The 15,693-nt window shown below is 63.3% G+C and carries 12 protein-coding genes, 1 tRNA gene and 1 pseudogene; 11 read left to right on the top strand and 3 right to left on the bottom strand.

Annotated features, from left to right (window positions below; all coding sequences use genetic code 11):
* The 4 genes from XH92_RS10665 to XH92_RS10680 all read left to right on the top strand — a co-directional run bounded on the left by XH92_RS10665 (position 1) and on the right by XH92_RS10680 (position 4,468).
* Positions 1–1,068, top strand: coding sequence for a branched-chain amino acid ABC transporter permease (locus XH92_RS10665; protein ID WP_194459171.1), 1,068 nt, complete (start codon positions 1–3; stop codon positions 1,066–1,068).
* Between the two features lie 2 nt (positions 1,069–1,070).
* Positions 1,071–2,399, top strand: a complete 1,329-nt coding sequence (locus XH92_RS10670; RefSeq protein WP_246788363.1) for an ABC transporter substrate-binding protein — start codon at positions 1,071–1,073, stop codon at positions 2,397–2,399.
* A 61-nt stretch (positions 2,400–2,460) separates the two neighbouring features.
* Positions 2,461–3,246: an ABC transporter ATP-binding protein gene (locus XH92_RS10675; protein WP_194459172.1), complete on the top strand. Its 786-nt coding sequence runs from the start codon at positions 2,461–2,463 to the stop codon at positions 3,244–3,246.
* A 25-nt stretch (positions 3,247–3,271) separates the two neighbouring features.
* Positions 3,272–4,468 (top strand): acyl-CoA dehydrogenase family protein, encoded by a 1,197-nt coding sequence (locus tag XH92_RS10680; RefSeq protein WP_168855825.1) that lies wholly within the window; start codon positions 3,272–3,274, stop codon positions 4,466–4,468.
* 437 nt (positions 4,469–4,905) lie between these two features.
* On the opposite strand, the pseudogene XH92_RS10685 reads toward XH92_RS10680, so the two are convergent.
* Positions 4,906–5,026: pseudogene (locus XH92_RS10685) on the bottom strand (IS630 family transposase); the annotation flags it as partial.
* A gap of 299 nt (positions 5,027–5,325) precedes the next feature.
* On the opposite strand from XH92_RS10685, the gene XH92_RS43810 reads away from it, so the two are divergent.
* Positions 5,326–5,562, top strand: coding sequence for an excisionase family DNA-binding protein (locus XH92_RS43810; RefSeq protein WP_168855855.1), 237 nt, complete (start codon positions 5,326–5,328; stop codon positions 5,560–5,562).
* Positions 5,563–5,723: 161 nt separating this feature from the next.
* On the opposite strand, the gene XH92_RS10695 is transcribed toward XH92_RS43810, so the two are convergent.
* Positions 5,724–7,100, bottom strand: a complete 1,377-nt coding sequence (locus tag XH92_RS10695) for a tyrosine-type recombinase/integrase (protein WP_168855824.1) — start codon at positions 7,098–7,100, stop codon at positions 5,724–5,726.
* A gap of 120 nt (positions 7,101–7,220) precedes the next feature.
* On the opposite strand from XH92_RS10695, the gene XH92_RS10700 reads away from it, so the two are divergent.
* Both XH92_RS10700 and XH92_RS10705 read left to right on the top strand, forming a co-directional pair.
* A tRNA-Glu gene (locus XH92_RS10700) sits at positions 7,221–7,291 on the top strand.
* Positions 7,292–7,530: 239 nt separating this feature from the next.
* Positions 7,531–8,091 carry a hypothetical protein gene (locus XH92_RS10705; protein WP_194459173.1) on the top strand — a complete coding sequence of 187 codons (561 nt, stop codon included), beginning with the start codon at positions 7,531–7,533 and terminating at the stop codon, positions 8,089–8,091.
* A 57-nt stretch (positions 8,092–8,148) separates the two neighbouring features.
* Here XH92_RS10705 and XH92_RS10710 read toward each other — a convergent pair whose 3' ends face one another.
* Positions 8,149–9,444, bottom strand: coding sequence for an MFS transporter (locus tag XH92_RS10710; protein WP_194459174.1), 1,296 nt, complete (start codon positions 9,442–9,444; stop codon positions 8,149–8,151).
* Between the two features lie 93 nt (positions 9,445–9,537).
* On the opposite strand from XH92_RS10710, the gene XH92_RS10715 reads away from it, so the two are divergent.
* Genes XH92_RS10715 through XH92_RS10730 form a run of 4 tightly spaced genes read left to right on the top strand, consistent with a single transcriptional unit; the run spans position 9,538 to position 15,641 of the window.
* The gene (locus XH92_RS10715) at positions 9,538–10,131 is read left to right on the top strand and encodes a TetR/AcrR family transcriptional regulator (RefSeq protein ID WP_194461207.1); all 594 of its coding nucleotides are present in this window, start codon (positions 9,538–9,540) and stop codon (positions 10,129–10,131) included.
* Between the two features lie 16 nt (positions 10,132–10,147).
* A complete protein-coding gene (locus tag XH92_RS10720; RefSeq protein ID WP_194459175.1) occupies positions 10,148–10,696 on the top strand; it encodes a hypothetical protein in 549 nt (182 codons plus the stop codon).
* Positions 10,697–10,743: 47 nt separating this feature from the next.
* Positions 10,744–12,960 carry a hypothetical protein gene (locus XH92_RS10725; RefSeq protein ID WP_194459176.1) on the top strand — a complete coding sequence of 739 codons (2,217 nt, stop codon included), beginning with the start codon at positions 10,744–10,746 and terminating at the stop codon, positions 12,958–12,960.
* Positions 12,957–15,641 (top strand): carboxypeptidase-like regulatory domain-containing protein, encoded by a 2,685-nt coding sequence (locus XH92_RS10730; RefSeq protein ID WP_194459177.1) that lies wholly within the window; start codon positions 12,957–12,959, stop codon positions 15,639–15,641. Before XH92_RS10725 ends, XH92_RS10730 begins: the two co-directional genes overlap by 4 nt.
* The last annotated feature ends 52 nt before the right edge of the window (positions 15,642–15,693 follow it).

Below are 15,693 nucleotides of genomic sequence, written 5' to 3' on the forward strand. Positions count from 1 at the left end.
ATGGACGCAACCTCGAACCCGCGCCAGACCCGCCCCATCGACCGCATCCTGATCGGCATCGGCGCAGTGATTGCGTTCGGCGTTATCCCGCTCGCCGGTTCGGATTATTTGATGGACGCGGTTCTGACGCCGTTCCTCGCGCTGGGGCTCGCCGCGGTCGGGCTCAACGTCCTCACCGGCTATGCTGGGCAGGTGTCGCTCGGCTCGGCCGCGTTCCTCGCGGTCGGCGCCTATGCCGCCTACAATCTGCATCTCCGTGTGCCCGAGCTGCCGCTGCTGCTCGATCTGGTGTTGGCCGGCCTCGTCGCGGCCGCGATCGGCATCGTGTTCGGGCTGCCGAGCCTGCGGTTGCGCGGGTTCTATCTCGCGGTCTCGACGCTCGCGGCGCAGTTCTTCGTACAATGGGCGCTGACCAAGTTCGGCTGGTTCTCCAACGACAATCCGTCCGGCGTGATCGACGCGCCGGCGCTGACCATCGCCGGCTATTCCTTCACCAGCGCGGCGGGCCGCTACCTGTTCTCGCTGGCCGTCGTGACGGTGGCGACGATCCTGACCTTACTGCTGCTGCAATCGCAGACCGGCCGCAACTTCATCGCGGTCCGCGATCACGAGATCGCGGCAAAGGTGATCGGTGTGCCGCTGCTACGGACCAAGCTGCTGGCGTTCGGCGTCTCCTCGTTCCTGATCGGGGTCGCTGGGGTGCTGTGGGCCTTTGCCTACCTGCGCACGGTCGAGCCGGCCGGCTTCAATCTCGATCGCTCGTTCCAGATCCTCTTCATTATCATCATCGGTGGATTGGCATCGCTGCGCGGCGCGTTCCTCGGCGCGGCCTTCATCGTGGTGTTTCCGCTGATCCTGTCGCGGCTCGGCGCGGCGCTGCTCGGTGGCGTGTTCGACTCCGGCGTGCTGGAGATGAGCCAGCGCATCGTGGTCGGTGCGCTGATCATCGCCTTTTTGATCGCGGAGCCGCGCGGATTGATCGCGCTGTGGGACCGGTTTCGCGCGGCGTCGGCCGCGTGGACCGGCTTCCGCAAGACGTTTCCTGCAACTGACACATCAAGGAGCTGACGATGAGGTTTCGACACTTGAAATTCGCGCTGGGGGTAGTGGGTGTCCTTGCATTTGCCGGAGCACCGGCGGTCCACGCCGACGAGCAGTTCTTTCCGCTGCAAAGCTATCGGGTTGGCCCCTATGCCGCCGGCGGCACCGGCTTCTTCGGCGGCTTCATCGACTATCTGAACCTAATCAATATCCGCGACGGCGGCGTCAACGGTGTAAAACTGACCTGGGACGAGGGCGAGACCCAGTACGAGGTCGAGCGCGGCGTCGAGGTCTATGAGCGGTTGAAGAACCGGCCCGGCGTCGCAGCCTGGAATCCGCTGTCGGTCGGCATCGCCTACGCCATGATCGACCGCATCACCAAGGACAAGGTGCCGCTGATCACCGTCAACCATGGCCGCACCGATTCGACCGACGGTCGCGTCTTTCCCTACGTCTTCCCGCTGCTGCTCAATCCTTACAGCGAGACCTCTGGTATCGTGAACTACATCGCGAGCCGCGAAGGCGGCGTCGATAGGCTCAAGGACAAGAAAATCGTCGTGCTCTATCACGGTTCGCCCTACGGCAAGGAGACGATCCCGATCTACAAGCTCCTCGCGGACAAGTATCATTTCAGCGTCGAGCAGATCGAGGTGCCGCATCCCGGCAACGAGCAGCAGTCGCAGTGGCTCTCGATCCGGCGCGCCAAGCCCGACTATGTGGTGCTGCGCGGCTGGGGCGTGATGAATCCGGTGGCGCTGAAGACCGCGCAGAAGGTCGGCTTCCCGGCCGACCACATCATCGGCAATGTCTGGTCCAATTCCGAGGAAGACGTGATCCCAGCGGGCGACGCCGCCAAAGGCTATATCGCGATCACCACGCAAGCCTCCGGTGCCGAATATCCGGTGCTGCAAGAGGTGATCAAGACCGTCTATGGCGCAGGCAAGGGCAATCTCGACGACAAGAAGCGGATCGGCAGCGTCTACCACAACCTCGGCATCGTGAACGGCATCCTCAACGTCGAGGCGATCAGGATCGCGCAGGCGAAGTTCGGCGAGCGCACGCTGACCGGCGACGAGGTGCGCTGGGGCTTTGAGCATCTGCAGCTGAATCCGGCGCGGGTCGAGGCGCTCGGCGCCAAGGGGCTGTTCCATTCGATCAATGTCACTTGGGACAATCACGAGGGCGACGGCCGCGTCACCTTCCAGCAGTGGGATGGCGCGAAGTGGAAGGTGGTGTCGGACTGGATCGCGCCGGACTGGGCGTCCCTGCGGCCGATCATCGAGAAGTCCGCGGCCGCCTATGCCCAGGAGCACGGCATCAAGCCCCGCACTTCCGGCGACAATCCGGTCAGCCAGTAATTGATCGCGCCGCTGCGGGAGCCTTATGCCTCCCGCAGCCGGTAACTCGACGGATCGAACCATGAGTGAAGTCCTGCTCTCAGTCGACGGCCTGGCCGCGACCTACAATCACGCCATCCGCGCCGTCAGCGACGTGTCGCTCGTGGTGCGGCCGGGCGTAATTGTCGCCGTGCTCGGCGCCAACGGCGCCGGCAAATCGTCCACCTTGCAGGCAGTGTCGGCGCTGCTGCCCGCCCGCCGCGGCCAGATCACTGCGGGCCGCATCCTGTTCGACGGCCACGATCTTGCCGGCATATCGGCCGCCGCGCTAGTGCGGGTCGGCATCGTGCCGGTGCTCGAAGGGCGGCACTGTTTTGCGTCGCTGACGGTCGAGGAGAACCTCTTCACCGGCGCGATCGGGCGCGATGCGACCCGCGCCGAGACCGCAGATGATCTCGACCGCGTCTACACGCTGTTTCCGCGGCTGAAGGAGCGGCGCCGTTCGCTGGCCGGGCTGACCTCCGGCGGCGAACAGCAGATGACAGCGATCGGCCGCGCCCTGATGTCGCGGCCGCGGCTGCTGGTGCTCGATGAGCCGTCGATGGGGCTGGCGCCGCTCGTCGTGGAGGGGATTTTTCGCGCGCTCAAACAGCTCAATGCCGAGCAGGGTCTGTCGATCCTGGTCGCGGAGCAGAACTCGACGGTGGCGCTGCGCTTCGCCGACCACGCTGTCGTGCTCGAGAACGGCCGCAGCGTGCTCGCGGGTGCCGCCGCCGAGCTGCGGCGGCGCGGCGACATCAAGACGCTCTATCTCGGCGGATCGTCACAAGCCGATCCGAGCCGGCAGCCGACCCACGCTGTCGCTTGACATCAACCCGGACAGGAGAATGACCATGGCCCAAGAAAATCTCGCCCGAAAGATCGACGACGACGTCTATGCAAGACTCGACGCCGCGATCGACGCCACCGTAAAGGTGAACGCCGATCGCAACGACAAGGAGAGCCGGTTTCCGCGCGAGAATCTGCGTGCGCTGTCGGAGGCCGGATGGACCGGTGTGCTGAACGAGGTGCAGCATGGCGGGCTCGGCCTCGCTCACGTCGACTTCGCCGAAGCCGCCTATCGCATCGGGCAAGCCGATGCCTCGACCGGCCTCGTCTATGTGATGCATGTCGGCGCGGCCCAAACTATCAATCTGTTCGGCAGCGCCGACCAGAAGGAGCGCTGGCTCAAATCCAACAATGGCGGCCTGCTCGGCACCTATTCGACCAGCGAGCGCGCCACCGGCGGGCACTGGTGGTTCAATCTCTCGGAAGCCTCGCGCGACGGCGAGGATTATCTGGTCAATGCCGAGAAGTCGTTCACGACCAGCTCGGGCCAAGCCGATTACTATGTGGTGCAGACGCGCACGCCCGGCGCAAAGGACCAGGCCGATATCGTGTTCTTCATCGTCGACGGCAAGGCCGAAGGGATCGAATCACGGCCTTGGGATGCGCTCGGCGTGCGGGCCAATCATTCAGGCCCGATCCGCTACAGCAATGTGCGGGTGCCACGACACGACCGGCTCGGCGGCGAGGGGCAGGGCAAGGAAATCATCTATGACGGCGTGTCGCCGGTCTACCTGATCGGACTCGGCGCGGTCTGGGAAGGCGTGGCGCGCGGAGCGCTGAACGCGGCGGTGGCGCACACCACGAGCTTCGTGCACAAGGATCGGAATAAGAGCCTATCGGATTACCAGGCGATCCGGCAGGAGCTAGGCGCCGCTAAGGTGCTCGTCGAGACCTTGCGGCCGTGGCGCAACGAGCTCGCGGCGCGACTCGACGTGCTGTGGCGCGCCGGCAGGCCGCAGAGCGAGATCCTGATTCCGCTGACCGAATTCAAGGTCCACGCCGCCGAGGTCGCCAACAAGGTCGCGGCCACCGCGCTGACGGTGACCGGCGGCTATGGCTACCATCGGGGTCCGATCGAGCGATCCTATCGAGACGCGCGCGCAGCGATCGCGATGGGCCCGTCGAATGTGATCGCACGGGACTGGATCGGCAAGGCGCTGGTCGGCCTACCATTGGAGCTGTTCTACGAAGGCGGTGAGTAAGGCCTCACGGCCTCTACTCCATAGGCCGCGGATGACCGTCCACTACGTCGGTAGTTGACCGCGAACCGCGAATTTGTACAAGCTTAGGGGCCCTTCAGAAGTCGTTGGCAGTCTTTGGCTCGCTCGATCAACTTTGCAGCAAGGTGCTGGATAACGGCGTTATCTAGCCCTTCCGCTTGCGCGGTAGGGAGTGGGGTAGCACCAACAGCATTGCTTGTTTTAAAGATCGGAAAGAGTGCTGGATATCTGCAATACAGGCCATCGGAGCCAAGCAGATTGGAAGGATGCGCAGCCTGTTCTGATGGCCGATAGCTGCTCAGCGGTTACTCCTCGACGAAGGACTGATCGGTAGGCCACTTATGAATCATTGAAAAATTGATTCGGGAATCCTGATAAGAAATCCAGCAATCTGCCAAAGTAGTGCTAGTCACGTGAATCTAAAGTTCACCACATAAAGTCTGGTGAGCTTTGTGGCAGAAGCGTTTAACGGAAGCCAAAATCTGGTTGGCAGACTTTAGTCCATTTGAAGTGCTTCGGGTTTTTGTTGTGCAGCTTGCGTGGCGTCAAGACTGATGCGGAGTACGCCTCCGATGCCCTGTCCAGCATCAGATCTCCTGTCGTCCTGATCGGGTACAATCTCAGTTACAAAAAATTCAGCGTTGTCTTTCGTAGCCGAGTCTTTTCTGCCACTTCCTGACGCTCGCTAGGGCCCTCCCTACTGCTCCTTTGCTTCCATTGACGTTGAATGCGGGGCGCCTCAGGGTAGCTCCTTCGATTATGGAGGAGACGTGATCTTGATACGGCGTGGTCAGGACCTCGAAAGCAGTGTCCAAGTTGAACGTAGTGCAGCCGCAGATATGCCGGTGCCCAGCCATCTGCGTCGCCTCCCGTTTGCGCAGCGGGTGACCTGCACTGTCGCGGAGGCCTGTGAAGCGACAGGTCTCGGGCGGACCAAGATCTATGAACTAATCGGAGATGGTCGAGTTGCCACGACGACGGTCGGTCGCCGTCGTCTAGTCATTGTGCAATCTCTGTTGGCTCTGGTTGGTGTCAATGCCAAACCAGCCGACCCTGGACAGGTTCGCGGCTCCTGAGACAGCTGACGATGGCACGGCTACCATATCGATCGTGAATTGGCTCTTACCTTGGTTGTCGCCTCAGCCCGGTAAAGCCCCGAGTCTGGAAGCCTGATACTATCAGTCGTGTGGTGGAAGCCACTATAGAGTGTGCTTTTGCAGTAAGCGCCTCTTATTGATCATCCGAGCCCAACCGAATTTTCGCCGTGGCGCGGGACCAGGGAGACAACTGCCGCCCGAGCGAGATCTTCCAACGCCGTTGAGATATATTTAGCGTAATGCCGCTCAATCATTTTCACGGAAGTGTTGTGCAGCTTCGCAACGTGTTGAATAGGCAGGCGGTTTCGCAATCCGCGAACGATGCTGGAATGTCGCAACGCATAAGGAATGGCTTCTGGTAGCGCGGCGCGATCTCGGATGGCGTGCCATGGACGAGTAAGTTCTGCCGTCTTCCATGGACCGCGTTTTGACTTTCTCCAAACGATGCTGCCGGCCTCCTGCTCGTAGCTCCATCGCTCGAACAACGGCGCCTCTTTTGGGCGATCCAATATGGCTGGCAACAGGACTTGGATGACATCTTCGCCCACCGGAACTGGAACGGAGCCACCGTTGCCACCACGCCCCTTGTATGAACCTGGCACCATCAAGCGCTGCTCGTCCCATTGTGCATCACTGACGCGCATCCGTCTTGCCTGTGCAAATCGCGCACCCGTGGCTGCAAGGCACACGACAATGCGATGTAGGTCGCCTTCGAATCTCTGCTCATCGTCGATCTCGCGCGCGGCCCGAAGTAGGGTGCAGATTTGCGCATCCGTAAGGACTTGGTTGTCTCGAGCGACTGATGACTCATCATCATCATCGATGCGCTCAGCTTTAAATCCGTCTTTCACAATCGAAGGGAACGTTGGGTTCAGCTTCTTTTGCTCCGCCGACAGGCGGGGCCATGCTGCATTCAGCCCGGCCTTCAGATCATTTATGAGCCGCTGTTTTGTCGTGGCCTTCAATTCGACAGGAAGATCCTCGCGCCACGTCAAAAGATCATCTTCCCGTAGCGCGTGCAGATGCACTGCGGCGAGAGAGGCGGCCTCAACGGCTTCCTGGCTACCACGCTCCTCTTGACCAAGAACATAACGCCGCAAGCGGTGACCAGCATCGGATCGAACCTCGCGACCGGCCCGTCGGCTATCACGGGCATTACGTTCCCTGATGTACGTCTCTACAGCCGTACGCACGGTGGGTGCCGGTCCGGCCGCTTGGGCCGCCGCTTCTATTCTGAACCGGGTGACGTGTTCCCGCGCTTGGGCCGCCGCCAGCTCGAAAGTCAGCGTGCCTTCGGCAAGTTTGTCGTTGACGTCGTTGGCGATGCCGACCGGCGCCTGCTTGTAGTTGGCTCCGTCATGGTGATTGCGCCAGCGCACGAGCCAAACGCCGCTCCGCTTGCCCTTGCGGTAGCCAAGATGCGCCTCGGCATCGAGGCGGCGCCAATGCACGCCAAGCTCCAGTCTGGAGCGGGCCTTGGCAGTCGTGATCTGAGCCTCAGTGAGTGTCTTTGTCATAGTATACGACCCCCGGAGTCGTCGAATATCCGTCGAATAAGCATCGGCGTACAAGGCCGAACAGCGAAGAACGGCTTTTAGCTAAGTTATTGACAAGGCTAGATTATGACGAACGAGTGCGGACGTGGCCGGGGAGAGTTTTCAGCCCTCTCAAGGCTGAAACAGGGGTTCGATTCCCCTAGGGAGCGCCAAATCTCGGTCCGGAACGGTTCGATCCGGCATTTCTGGCTGAGCGGTTCGCCTGCCCATCGCGGCTCCCGGTGCCTTGGCCCCTCGATCTCTCCCAGCCAAATCAAAGTCCGCGATTGCGCCGTGCTGACGCGGCGAACGGCAAACTGCCGCGGCCTCGTCACGAGCCGCTCTGGTCTGAGTGAAGGTCGTGGATGCATGTGACGGGCGGTGCGGCTGGTCGCATCTCCGGATCTAGCGAATGACCACCACGCAGTTCGCTTCGGCATTCCGATCGCGTCACAGGCGTCTCATTCGCGCAGGTTGTGTTTATGTAAAATTCTCTTTTGGGTGGTTGTTTGCGGAATTTCGCGCTAAGCTCGTTTTCCATTCTCCGGCTGAAAATGTTCATCCGGAAACCAGTCAATTTTATCCGAGGAGAATTGCCGTGGACGTGAAAGAGGCGCACGCGAATTTTGAAGCCTTGGGGCCGGGGACGCTGGTCGTCGACATGACGCTCGTCGATGGCAGCAAATGGAAGGGACGCTTCTTCGTCACACCGGCGGTTCGGGCCGGTCTATCCAGCCCGGTCTTCGCTGGCGCCGCTTTTGAGGCTGATCGCCTGAAAGGGAGCAGCCTTGTCGAAATCGTTTCGATCGTCGCGTTGGGGATTGGCCCGAACGGACCTGTGTCCTTTACTTTTTCCGATGGCAGGGACCAACCTGGCCGGCCGGCCGCGCGCATCGGCGGCTTCGAGATCTTCAGCGACGGCGAGGGGGTTGTCGCCGCCGCGGGAGGTGGGACCTGGGAGCGCATCGCCTGATCGAGGCGGATGCTTTGGCATCCCGCTAAGCAGAAAGCGCGAGCGCGTCGCGCGTCCTCACGCCGCGGCGAGCACCGGTTGCGCCGGCCGTCTCGTGATCATCAGTGACAGCACGGCAGCCATGATGCCGGTCAGGCCTGCGATCATGAAGGCCTGCAGATAATCGCCCTGCGCCGAACGCAGGAAGCCAGCGAAGAACGCGGCGCAGGCGGCGCCGAGCTGATGGCCTGCCACCACCCAGCCGAACACCAGCGGTGCATTCTTGTCGCCGAACGCCTCGTTGGCGATGCGCACGGTCGGCGGCACGGTCGCGATCCAGTCGAGACCATAGAACACCGCGAACACCGACAGGCTCACCAGCGAGAAATCCGAGTAGGGCAGATAGATCAGCGACAGGCCGCGCAGCCCGTAATACAGGAACAGCAGCTTGCGCGGATCGAACCGATCGGTGAGCCAGCCCGACAGCGTGGTGCCGAACAGGTCGAAGAATCCCATCAGCGCCAGCAGGCTCGCCGCCTGCACCTCGACGATGCCATGGTCGCCGCAGAACGCGATCAGATGGGTGCCGACCAGGCCGTTGGTGGTGAAGCCGCAGATGAAGAAGGTGGCGAACAGGAACCAGAATGCCCGCGTCTTCGCCGCGCGCACGAGGTTGCTGATGGCGGCGACGAACGGATTGCCTTGCGCCGGCGGCGCGACATGATCGTCGTGGTGGCTGCCGTACGAGCGCAGGCCGACCGCGGCGGGCCGCTCGGGCACCAGGAAATACACGAGAGGGATCAGCGCCGCGCAGCATGCGGCCACCGTCAGCACCACCGGCTTCCAGCCGCCCCATGCGACCAGCGCCGCAAGGCCCGGCATGAAGATCAGGGTGCCGGTCGCGGTCGACGCCGTCAGCAGCCCCATGACGAGGCCGCGATTGGTGGTGAACCAGCGATTGACGATGGTGGCGCCGAGCACGTTGGCGACCGCGCCCGAGCCGATGCCGGAGAGCAGTCCCCAGCTCATGAACAATTGCCACGGCGCGGTCATGAAATAGCTCGCGCCGGTCGATGCCGACATCAGCACCAGCGCGCCCAGCACCGTGCGGCGGATGCCGAAGCGCTGCATCACGGCCGCGGCGAACGGGCCGGCGAGGCCATAGAGGAAGATGCCGACTGCGGCGGATGACGAGATCACGCCGACGTCCCAGCCGAACGCCTGCTGCAGCGGCAGCATCAGGACGCCCGGCGTCGCGCGCAGGCCGGCGGAGGCGAGCAGCGCGAGGAAGATCACGGCGACGACGACGAAGGCGTAGTTCTGGCCGAACGGCCGTTTCGAGGTGGAGGCGGCTTGAATGGATGGGTCTGGCATGTTACTTACCGGTACGTATTGCGATGCGTCGTGTATACGTACCGGTCAGTAACATTGTCAAGCGGGCCGCGCGGGAGGATTCGAATGGCTGCCATGAAGAAAACCGTCGAGCCGGCCGCGGAGCGTCCGGCCCGTGCCGCCGACCGGATCCGCGCCTCCGCGGCCGAGCTGTTCTATCGCGAGGGCATCCGCGCCGTCGGCGTCGACGAGGTGGTGGACCGGGCCGGCGTCACCAAGCCGAGCCTCTATCGCAGCTTCGCCTCCAAGGACGATCTCGCCGCCGCCTATATGCGCGACTATGAGGCGAACTTCTGGGAGAGTTTCGAGAAGCCCGGCGGAAAATCATACAGCGATCCGCGCGAGCACGTGCTCGCCTATATCAGGGTGTTGTCGCCGCGCGCCGTGGCCGAAGGCTATCGCGGCTGCGGGCTGAGCAACGCCACCGTGGAATATCCGTCGCGCGACAATCCGGCGCGGCAGGTCGCCGAAGCGCACAAGAAGCGGTTCCGCAAGCGGCTGCGCGAGCTCGCAGCCGGCATGGGCGCGCGTCACCCCGCGGTGCTCGGCGATGCCCTGCTGCTCTTGATCGAAGGTATCTACGTCACCGGCCAGCAGTCGGAGGAGGGGCCGGCGCAGTCGGCGCTGACGGTGGCCAAGCTCCTGATCGATGCGAGCGTGGCGAAGTGAGGCATTTGCGCGTCCGATGACCAGCGGCCGGGCCCACAGAAGGCCCGCGCGCGCGGTCGGCGAACCCCGCTCCCATATATGTAGACTTGAGATTTTAAGTCTGGTACCCCACGCCAAACTGGTGTGGACCGAGCGTATGTGGAAGCCGCTATTCGCCTGCCTGATGACGTTTTTCGTCTCTCTTCCAATGTCTGTCGCCACCGCTCAGACGACCAAAGCGCTCGACGTTGCGCGGAGCAATATCGTCGCCGCGCCGCGCGGCGAACGATTGCTGATGCTTCTGAACCTGCAGCCGGATCGCGACAAGCTGCGCGCGCTGTCCGCAGATGAAGTCAATTCGACCTTGGTCGAGACGGGCAAGCGCTATGCCACCGAGATGTTGAGCGACGAGCGCTATAAGAGCTACGCGACCGTCGAGGTGATCTTCGCGTTCGTGACCAGCATGGATGAATACGCGCGGCCCAATTACGGGGGGATGGTCAAGATCGGAACGGTGTCCTTCAAGCGGGAAGGGGCCGAGATCAGCGTGACCGCGAACAACCTCGACCCGAAGACCATCCGCTAATTCAATCTCAAAGGACCGGTTAATTGGCGGAGCTCCCATCCAGAAGGTTGCGCTCACGGAAGGCGCTGACGGTCATCGTTCTGCTGGTCGCTGCGGCCGCTGCCGCCGCGGTCATCGGTCCGCGCGTCGCCCCGAAGCTGCGCTACTATGTAGGCATCCTGAAGGCGATGCCAGGGGAGCAGTTGCGGCAGTCTGCCGTCCTCGCCAACCTCCAGGCCGAGCATGCCAAGCAGAGCTCCGAACTGGCCGCCATTCAAGCAGCGCAGTCAGAACAAACCGCGGAGATCAGGGACGAGATCCTTGACCTTCAAGATCGTCTTTCAGATCTGAAGACGGATACCGCAGGCGCCGCATCGGCGAATTCCGTGCAGGGAAGCGCGGCTCAGCTCGGTGAATGGGCATTCCTGAACGACATCGATGTCTATCAGAAGGCCGGCCTCCTCGAGGTCTACGGCGGCACGCTGACGCAAAAGCGGACCGGGCCGATCGGCGTGACATCCGCGGTCCTGACCACGAACGCGCGCAAGTCGTGGCTGGCCTGGTCGCCGGACTACACCCCTGCGATCAACGCCAGGCAGATCGAGCTCGAGCTTGACGGCGATACGATCCGGGCCGGAACCCTCACGGTCGGACTGATCCTCGATGATTACTCGTTCACCGGATGGTCGCTGCGCCTCGGTCCGGATATGCCGGTGGATCCCGCCCTCAAGCCGGCGGATGTTCCGTCCGATCTCGCCGAAGCCGTCGCGAAGGCCGGCACGCTCAAGCAACTCCGGGGCGCCGGCAGCCGCCGCTACGTCGCGACCTTGCCAAGATCGCTGAAGGCAGCGCTCGCCGGCGGTTCGGGACGCAGCGTCAAATCATGGGTCGTCATTCTGGATGGCGCGGGGCCGGGCGAACTGGCAATTCGACGCCTCGCCTTGACCGCATCGGATGCCGCAGCATCCGGCGCCGCGGCCTCGACTATCTCCGGCAAGGTCGTCGGTGGATCGGCCACCGCGGGCAAGCGCATCGAACTCGTCCTTGAAGACAACCAGACGCGATCGACCGAGCTCGGGCTCGATGGAAGCTTTGCATTTTCGGATGTCCCGACGCGCCTTGCGGCATCGTTGCGGTATCGGTTCGAAGATCAGGACTATTATGCGTCGCTCGGGCGCTGGTTTCGCCCGCTGGCCGGTGCGATGGTCGTCGATGTTCCGGTCCGCCCGGAGTTCGACAATCCCGGCCGCAAGGAACCGAACGCCGCGGAGACGGACATCAAGTCCGAGTTCGACACTGACGACCAGAAAAATCTGACCGTCTTCCGATACGCCAAGCACCGCCGTACGGTATGGCCGGGCGGCCCGGGATATCCCCGCGAGTTTGCCGGCCGGGCCTTCGCCAACAATTTCGGACACCTCGACCGCGATCGCGCAATCGACAACCGCGACCGCTGCCTGCGCATCGGCGCGGTCGGCGGCAGCACCTTCGTCGCATTGCAGGTCAAGGCCACCGAGAAGTTCAACGTGGTGCTGGAAAGCGAGCTCGGACGGCGCCTCGGTCGCTGCGTCGAGGTCATTTCCGCCGGGCGCGACAATGGCGATCTTGCGGCCAACTACCGGGCGATCCGCGACTACATCATGAAATTCAGCCCCGACGTCGTTCTGATCGAACAGATGAGCGGGCTTGCCACCCAGATGGACGCGAGGATCCTGAAGAGCACGCTCGGATGGAGCTACGAGCACAACGTGCTCGACGACTTCTATTTCGATGCCAAAGGCGCGTTGACGTTCCGGCCATGGGATCCGAGCTGGGCGCTCGACGCCGTCGCTCCGACCAACGAGCCGCTGATCAAGGGCCTCGGCATCTTCGATAGCTTCAGCATTCCCTATGCGGATTTCGCGCCGGAGGCCAAGGCGTCGTTCGATCTGTTCGCGGCGGTCGCCAGGAAGCTGAAGAGCGATTATCCCAACACGCGGTTCGTCCTGGCGAGCGGTCATGACCAGGCCGTCTGCCATGGCAGCAACAGCTGCGACGGCAAGTTCGCGATGCCGGATGGCCGCACCGTGCGCGTGGGAACCGCGCAATTGCTCGAGAACTTCGCCAGGCTGTGCGAGCAGGCGTCGATCGACTGCGTGCAGCCCCCGGTGCCGCCGGCGGAACAGCGCCTGACCTATCAGCACGATGCGCATTATTCGGTGCGCGGACATCAGTGGCTGGCGCGTCATTTCGCCGACCAGCTCGCCGCGATGCTGTCCAGGCCGGCTCTCGGAAGCGGCAAATGATACGCAGGACGCTGGCTATCTGCCTTGTCTTGATCGCGGCCGGCACGTCATCCTTTGCCGCGGACTCTCCTGCGGCGGATGTCCGCCCGCTGCCTTACCCGTTCGGCAGCATGATCACGTTCACCAGCGACGTCGACTATCAGACGCCGTGGCAGGGACATTCGATCCACCGCTACCTCAACGAAGAGCTCGGGCTTCCGATCACGGACAGCTTCTGGATCAGCAGCTCCACCGGCGGCGACAATGTCAGCGCGCTGTTCAAATCCTACACCGGTCTCAGCACGCAGCCGTCGCGGGTCGGAGAGCATTCGGTGTTCGGCTTGCTGCTGCGGCAATGGCATCGCGGCAACATCGATACGATCCATTCCTGGGCCGACGACATGCTGCCGCAGTTCCGGCGCGTGTTGCCGGAACCGTTGCCGCTGTCGGCCGGCGGAATCGCGCTGGACCTGAAGGGGGCCGGCGAGTGGATGCACGCGTTCGAGGCGTTCGGCGGCAAGGGCGCGCGCGGCTACCAGCAATTGCGGATGTTCTTCGACCGGGATCCGCCGGATGATCTGGTGGTCGAGGCGCAATTCGCCGACGGCGCGGCCTATCTGTTTCCCCGGGAAACCACGGCACGCTTCCGGATGAGCGCAGGCAAGCCGCCTGCCGCCGCACCGACCTCGGTCACCATCATCCTGAATGAGCCGTGGCCGGTCGGCGTCATGCCGGGGCGGGACGGACCGTTTCCGGAGCTGACCGGGCTGCGCATCAAGTCGGGTTCGTGCGGCGCTTCATGCGCCGTCAACCTGGTCGCGATCGAGCGCGACAATTTCAGCCGCTGGTCGGTGCTGGCCCAGAAGGACACACTCGATCTCCTCGACATCCGCCCCTCCTCGTTCACCTCGCATGGCGGCCTGAGCTATCACCCGTCATTCGAGGGACCGGGGCCGCACTACAAGCCGGACTACAAGCTTGGCGCGGACGTCCGGCAGGAGTCGATGGGGCTGGCGGGAGCGTCCGGTACGCACGGCTATTATGCCGATATCCTGAAGCAGATGGGATACCGCAGTGTCACGTCGATCTGGAACGGTGACGAGAGCGAGACGTGGTCATTCCACCGGGGCATCGCGCCGCTCGCTTCGGTCTTTCCGGGCTTCTACGCTCTTGCGAAGAGCCACGTCAATTTCGGCGAGGCCGATCAACCGATCGACGCTTCCAAGGCCGTGCTCGTGAAACTCGAACCCCGGCTCGCGGACTTCGATCTCAAGGCCTATGTCTGTACGGTCAGCATCTATTGTCGCTCGGCCTCACAGGGTGCCACCGCGGGCGGCCAGATCGCGCTCGGCCGGCATCTGATTGCAAAGGGCGCCTCGGTTCAGCACCATTGGTATACCCATTTCGGCACGGTCTACCTGGACCCGACCTTCACCGCGACACCCGAAGCGCCGTTCCCTGCGGTGACCATGCAGGAGTTTCGCAACCTCGCAGGCGACTACTACAATCCGAGCGGTGAACTGCCGGAAGCAAGACGCGTGTGGGTGCCGCCAAGCGCCGTCTGGTCGAACTACCGGATCGTGCATTCTCAAATCGCGCAGCACGTGTCGGTGAATCCGGACACCTCCGCGGTCGACATCGCGTCGTTCGTCGACCAGGTCCTGCAGGAGAAATTGCCGGACCCGAACGCCGGGACCCGCGATCTGCACGGCATCACGATCTACGTCCCGAGCTCCGATCGCGCGACGGTGTCGCTCGACGGCAAGCCGGTCACGTCCTTCACGCGAAACCCCGCCGACGCAACCGGGCGCGAGAGCATCACGATCGTCGACGACAACACGCCGACGACATTCTTCAACAGGCTGCCGCTGGAAAGCTCGGGCGAAACGCGGGTCACGGGCGGAACGTACCAATGGCACACGGCGGCCGGCGAGGGCTCCGACGTGCCGCCCGGCTATGCCAGGCTCACCGCGACCTCGCGTGAAGCCGCGCTCACATTCGCACCAAACGACCTCAAGCTCTTCAACGTCACGCATTTGTCCTGGTCCTACCGCATCCGCAGGGACGACGGCAGGACCGCGAAAGGAAAGCTCGCGATCGTCTGGCGCACCGAAGCGGGCGCGATGGTTTCGGTCGCCGAAGGCGCCGGCACCCGGCCGCCTGACGATGCCGACACCGGGCGCTGGACCAAACCGTTCGAGCGGGACGGCACATGGCACACCGTGACCGTCGCGCAGCACGATTTCCTCTGGAAGGCGGGCTTCGAGAAGTGGCGGGTGCTGCCGCTGGCGCTTGGAAAGATCAGCTCGGTCGAGATCAGGCTGGTCGACGCGGAGCCGGGCGACATCCTCGAGATCGGCGCCATGCAGGGGCTTCGGCCGACCGGAAACGCGGTTGCTCCGGATCGAAGCCTGCTGGTTGCGGGGCAGGTCGTTGCGCCGTCAGGCCGGCCGCAGCAGGGCGTCGCGATCACGCTGCGCAACGAGGATGGCTCGACCCGCACCACCGCGACCGATGCGGGCGGCTATTACATCCTCGGCAAGGTCAAGCGGGACTCGCTCGTTTCGGTGAGCGCCCGGACCGCATCCGGTCCGTGCTTTCCGAAACGCGGTGCCGAGCTGGAGCTCCGGCAGGACGAGGCCGAGCTCGACTTCGACCTGTCCGCCTGCACGAAGAAGACGAGCCTTCTCACCTTGCAGTAGCCGGGCCATTCCGGGAGGAAGCCTCGCGCGGCCCTCGTTTCCTTGCGAGGCC

It is taken from the genome of Bradyrhizobium sp. CCBAU 53421, assembly GCF_015291625.1.
Lineage (GTDB): Bacteria > Pseudomonadota > Alphaproteobacteria > Rhizobiales > Xanthobacteraceae > Bradyrhizobium.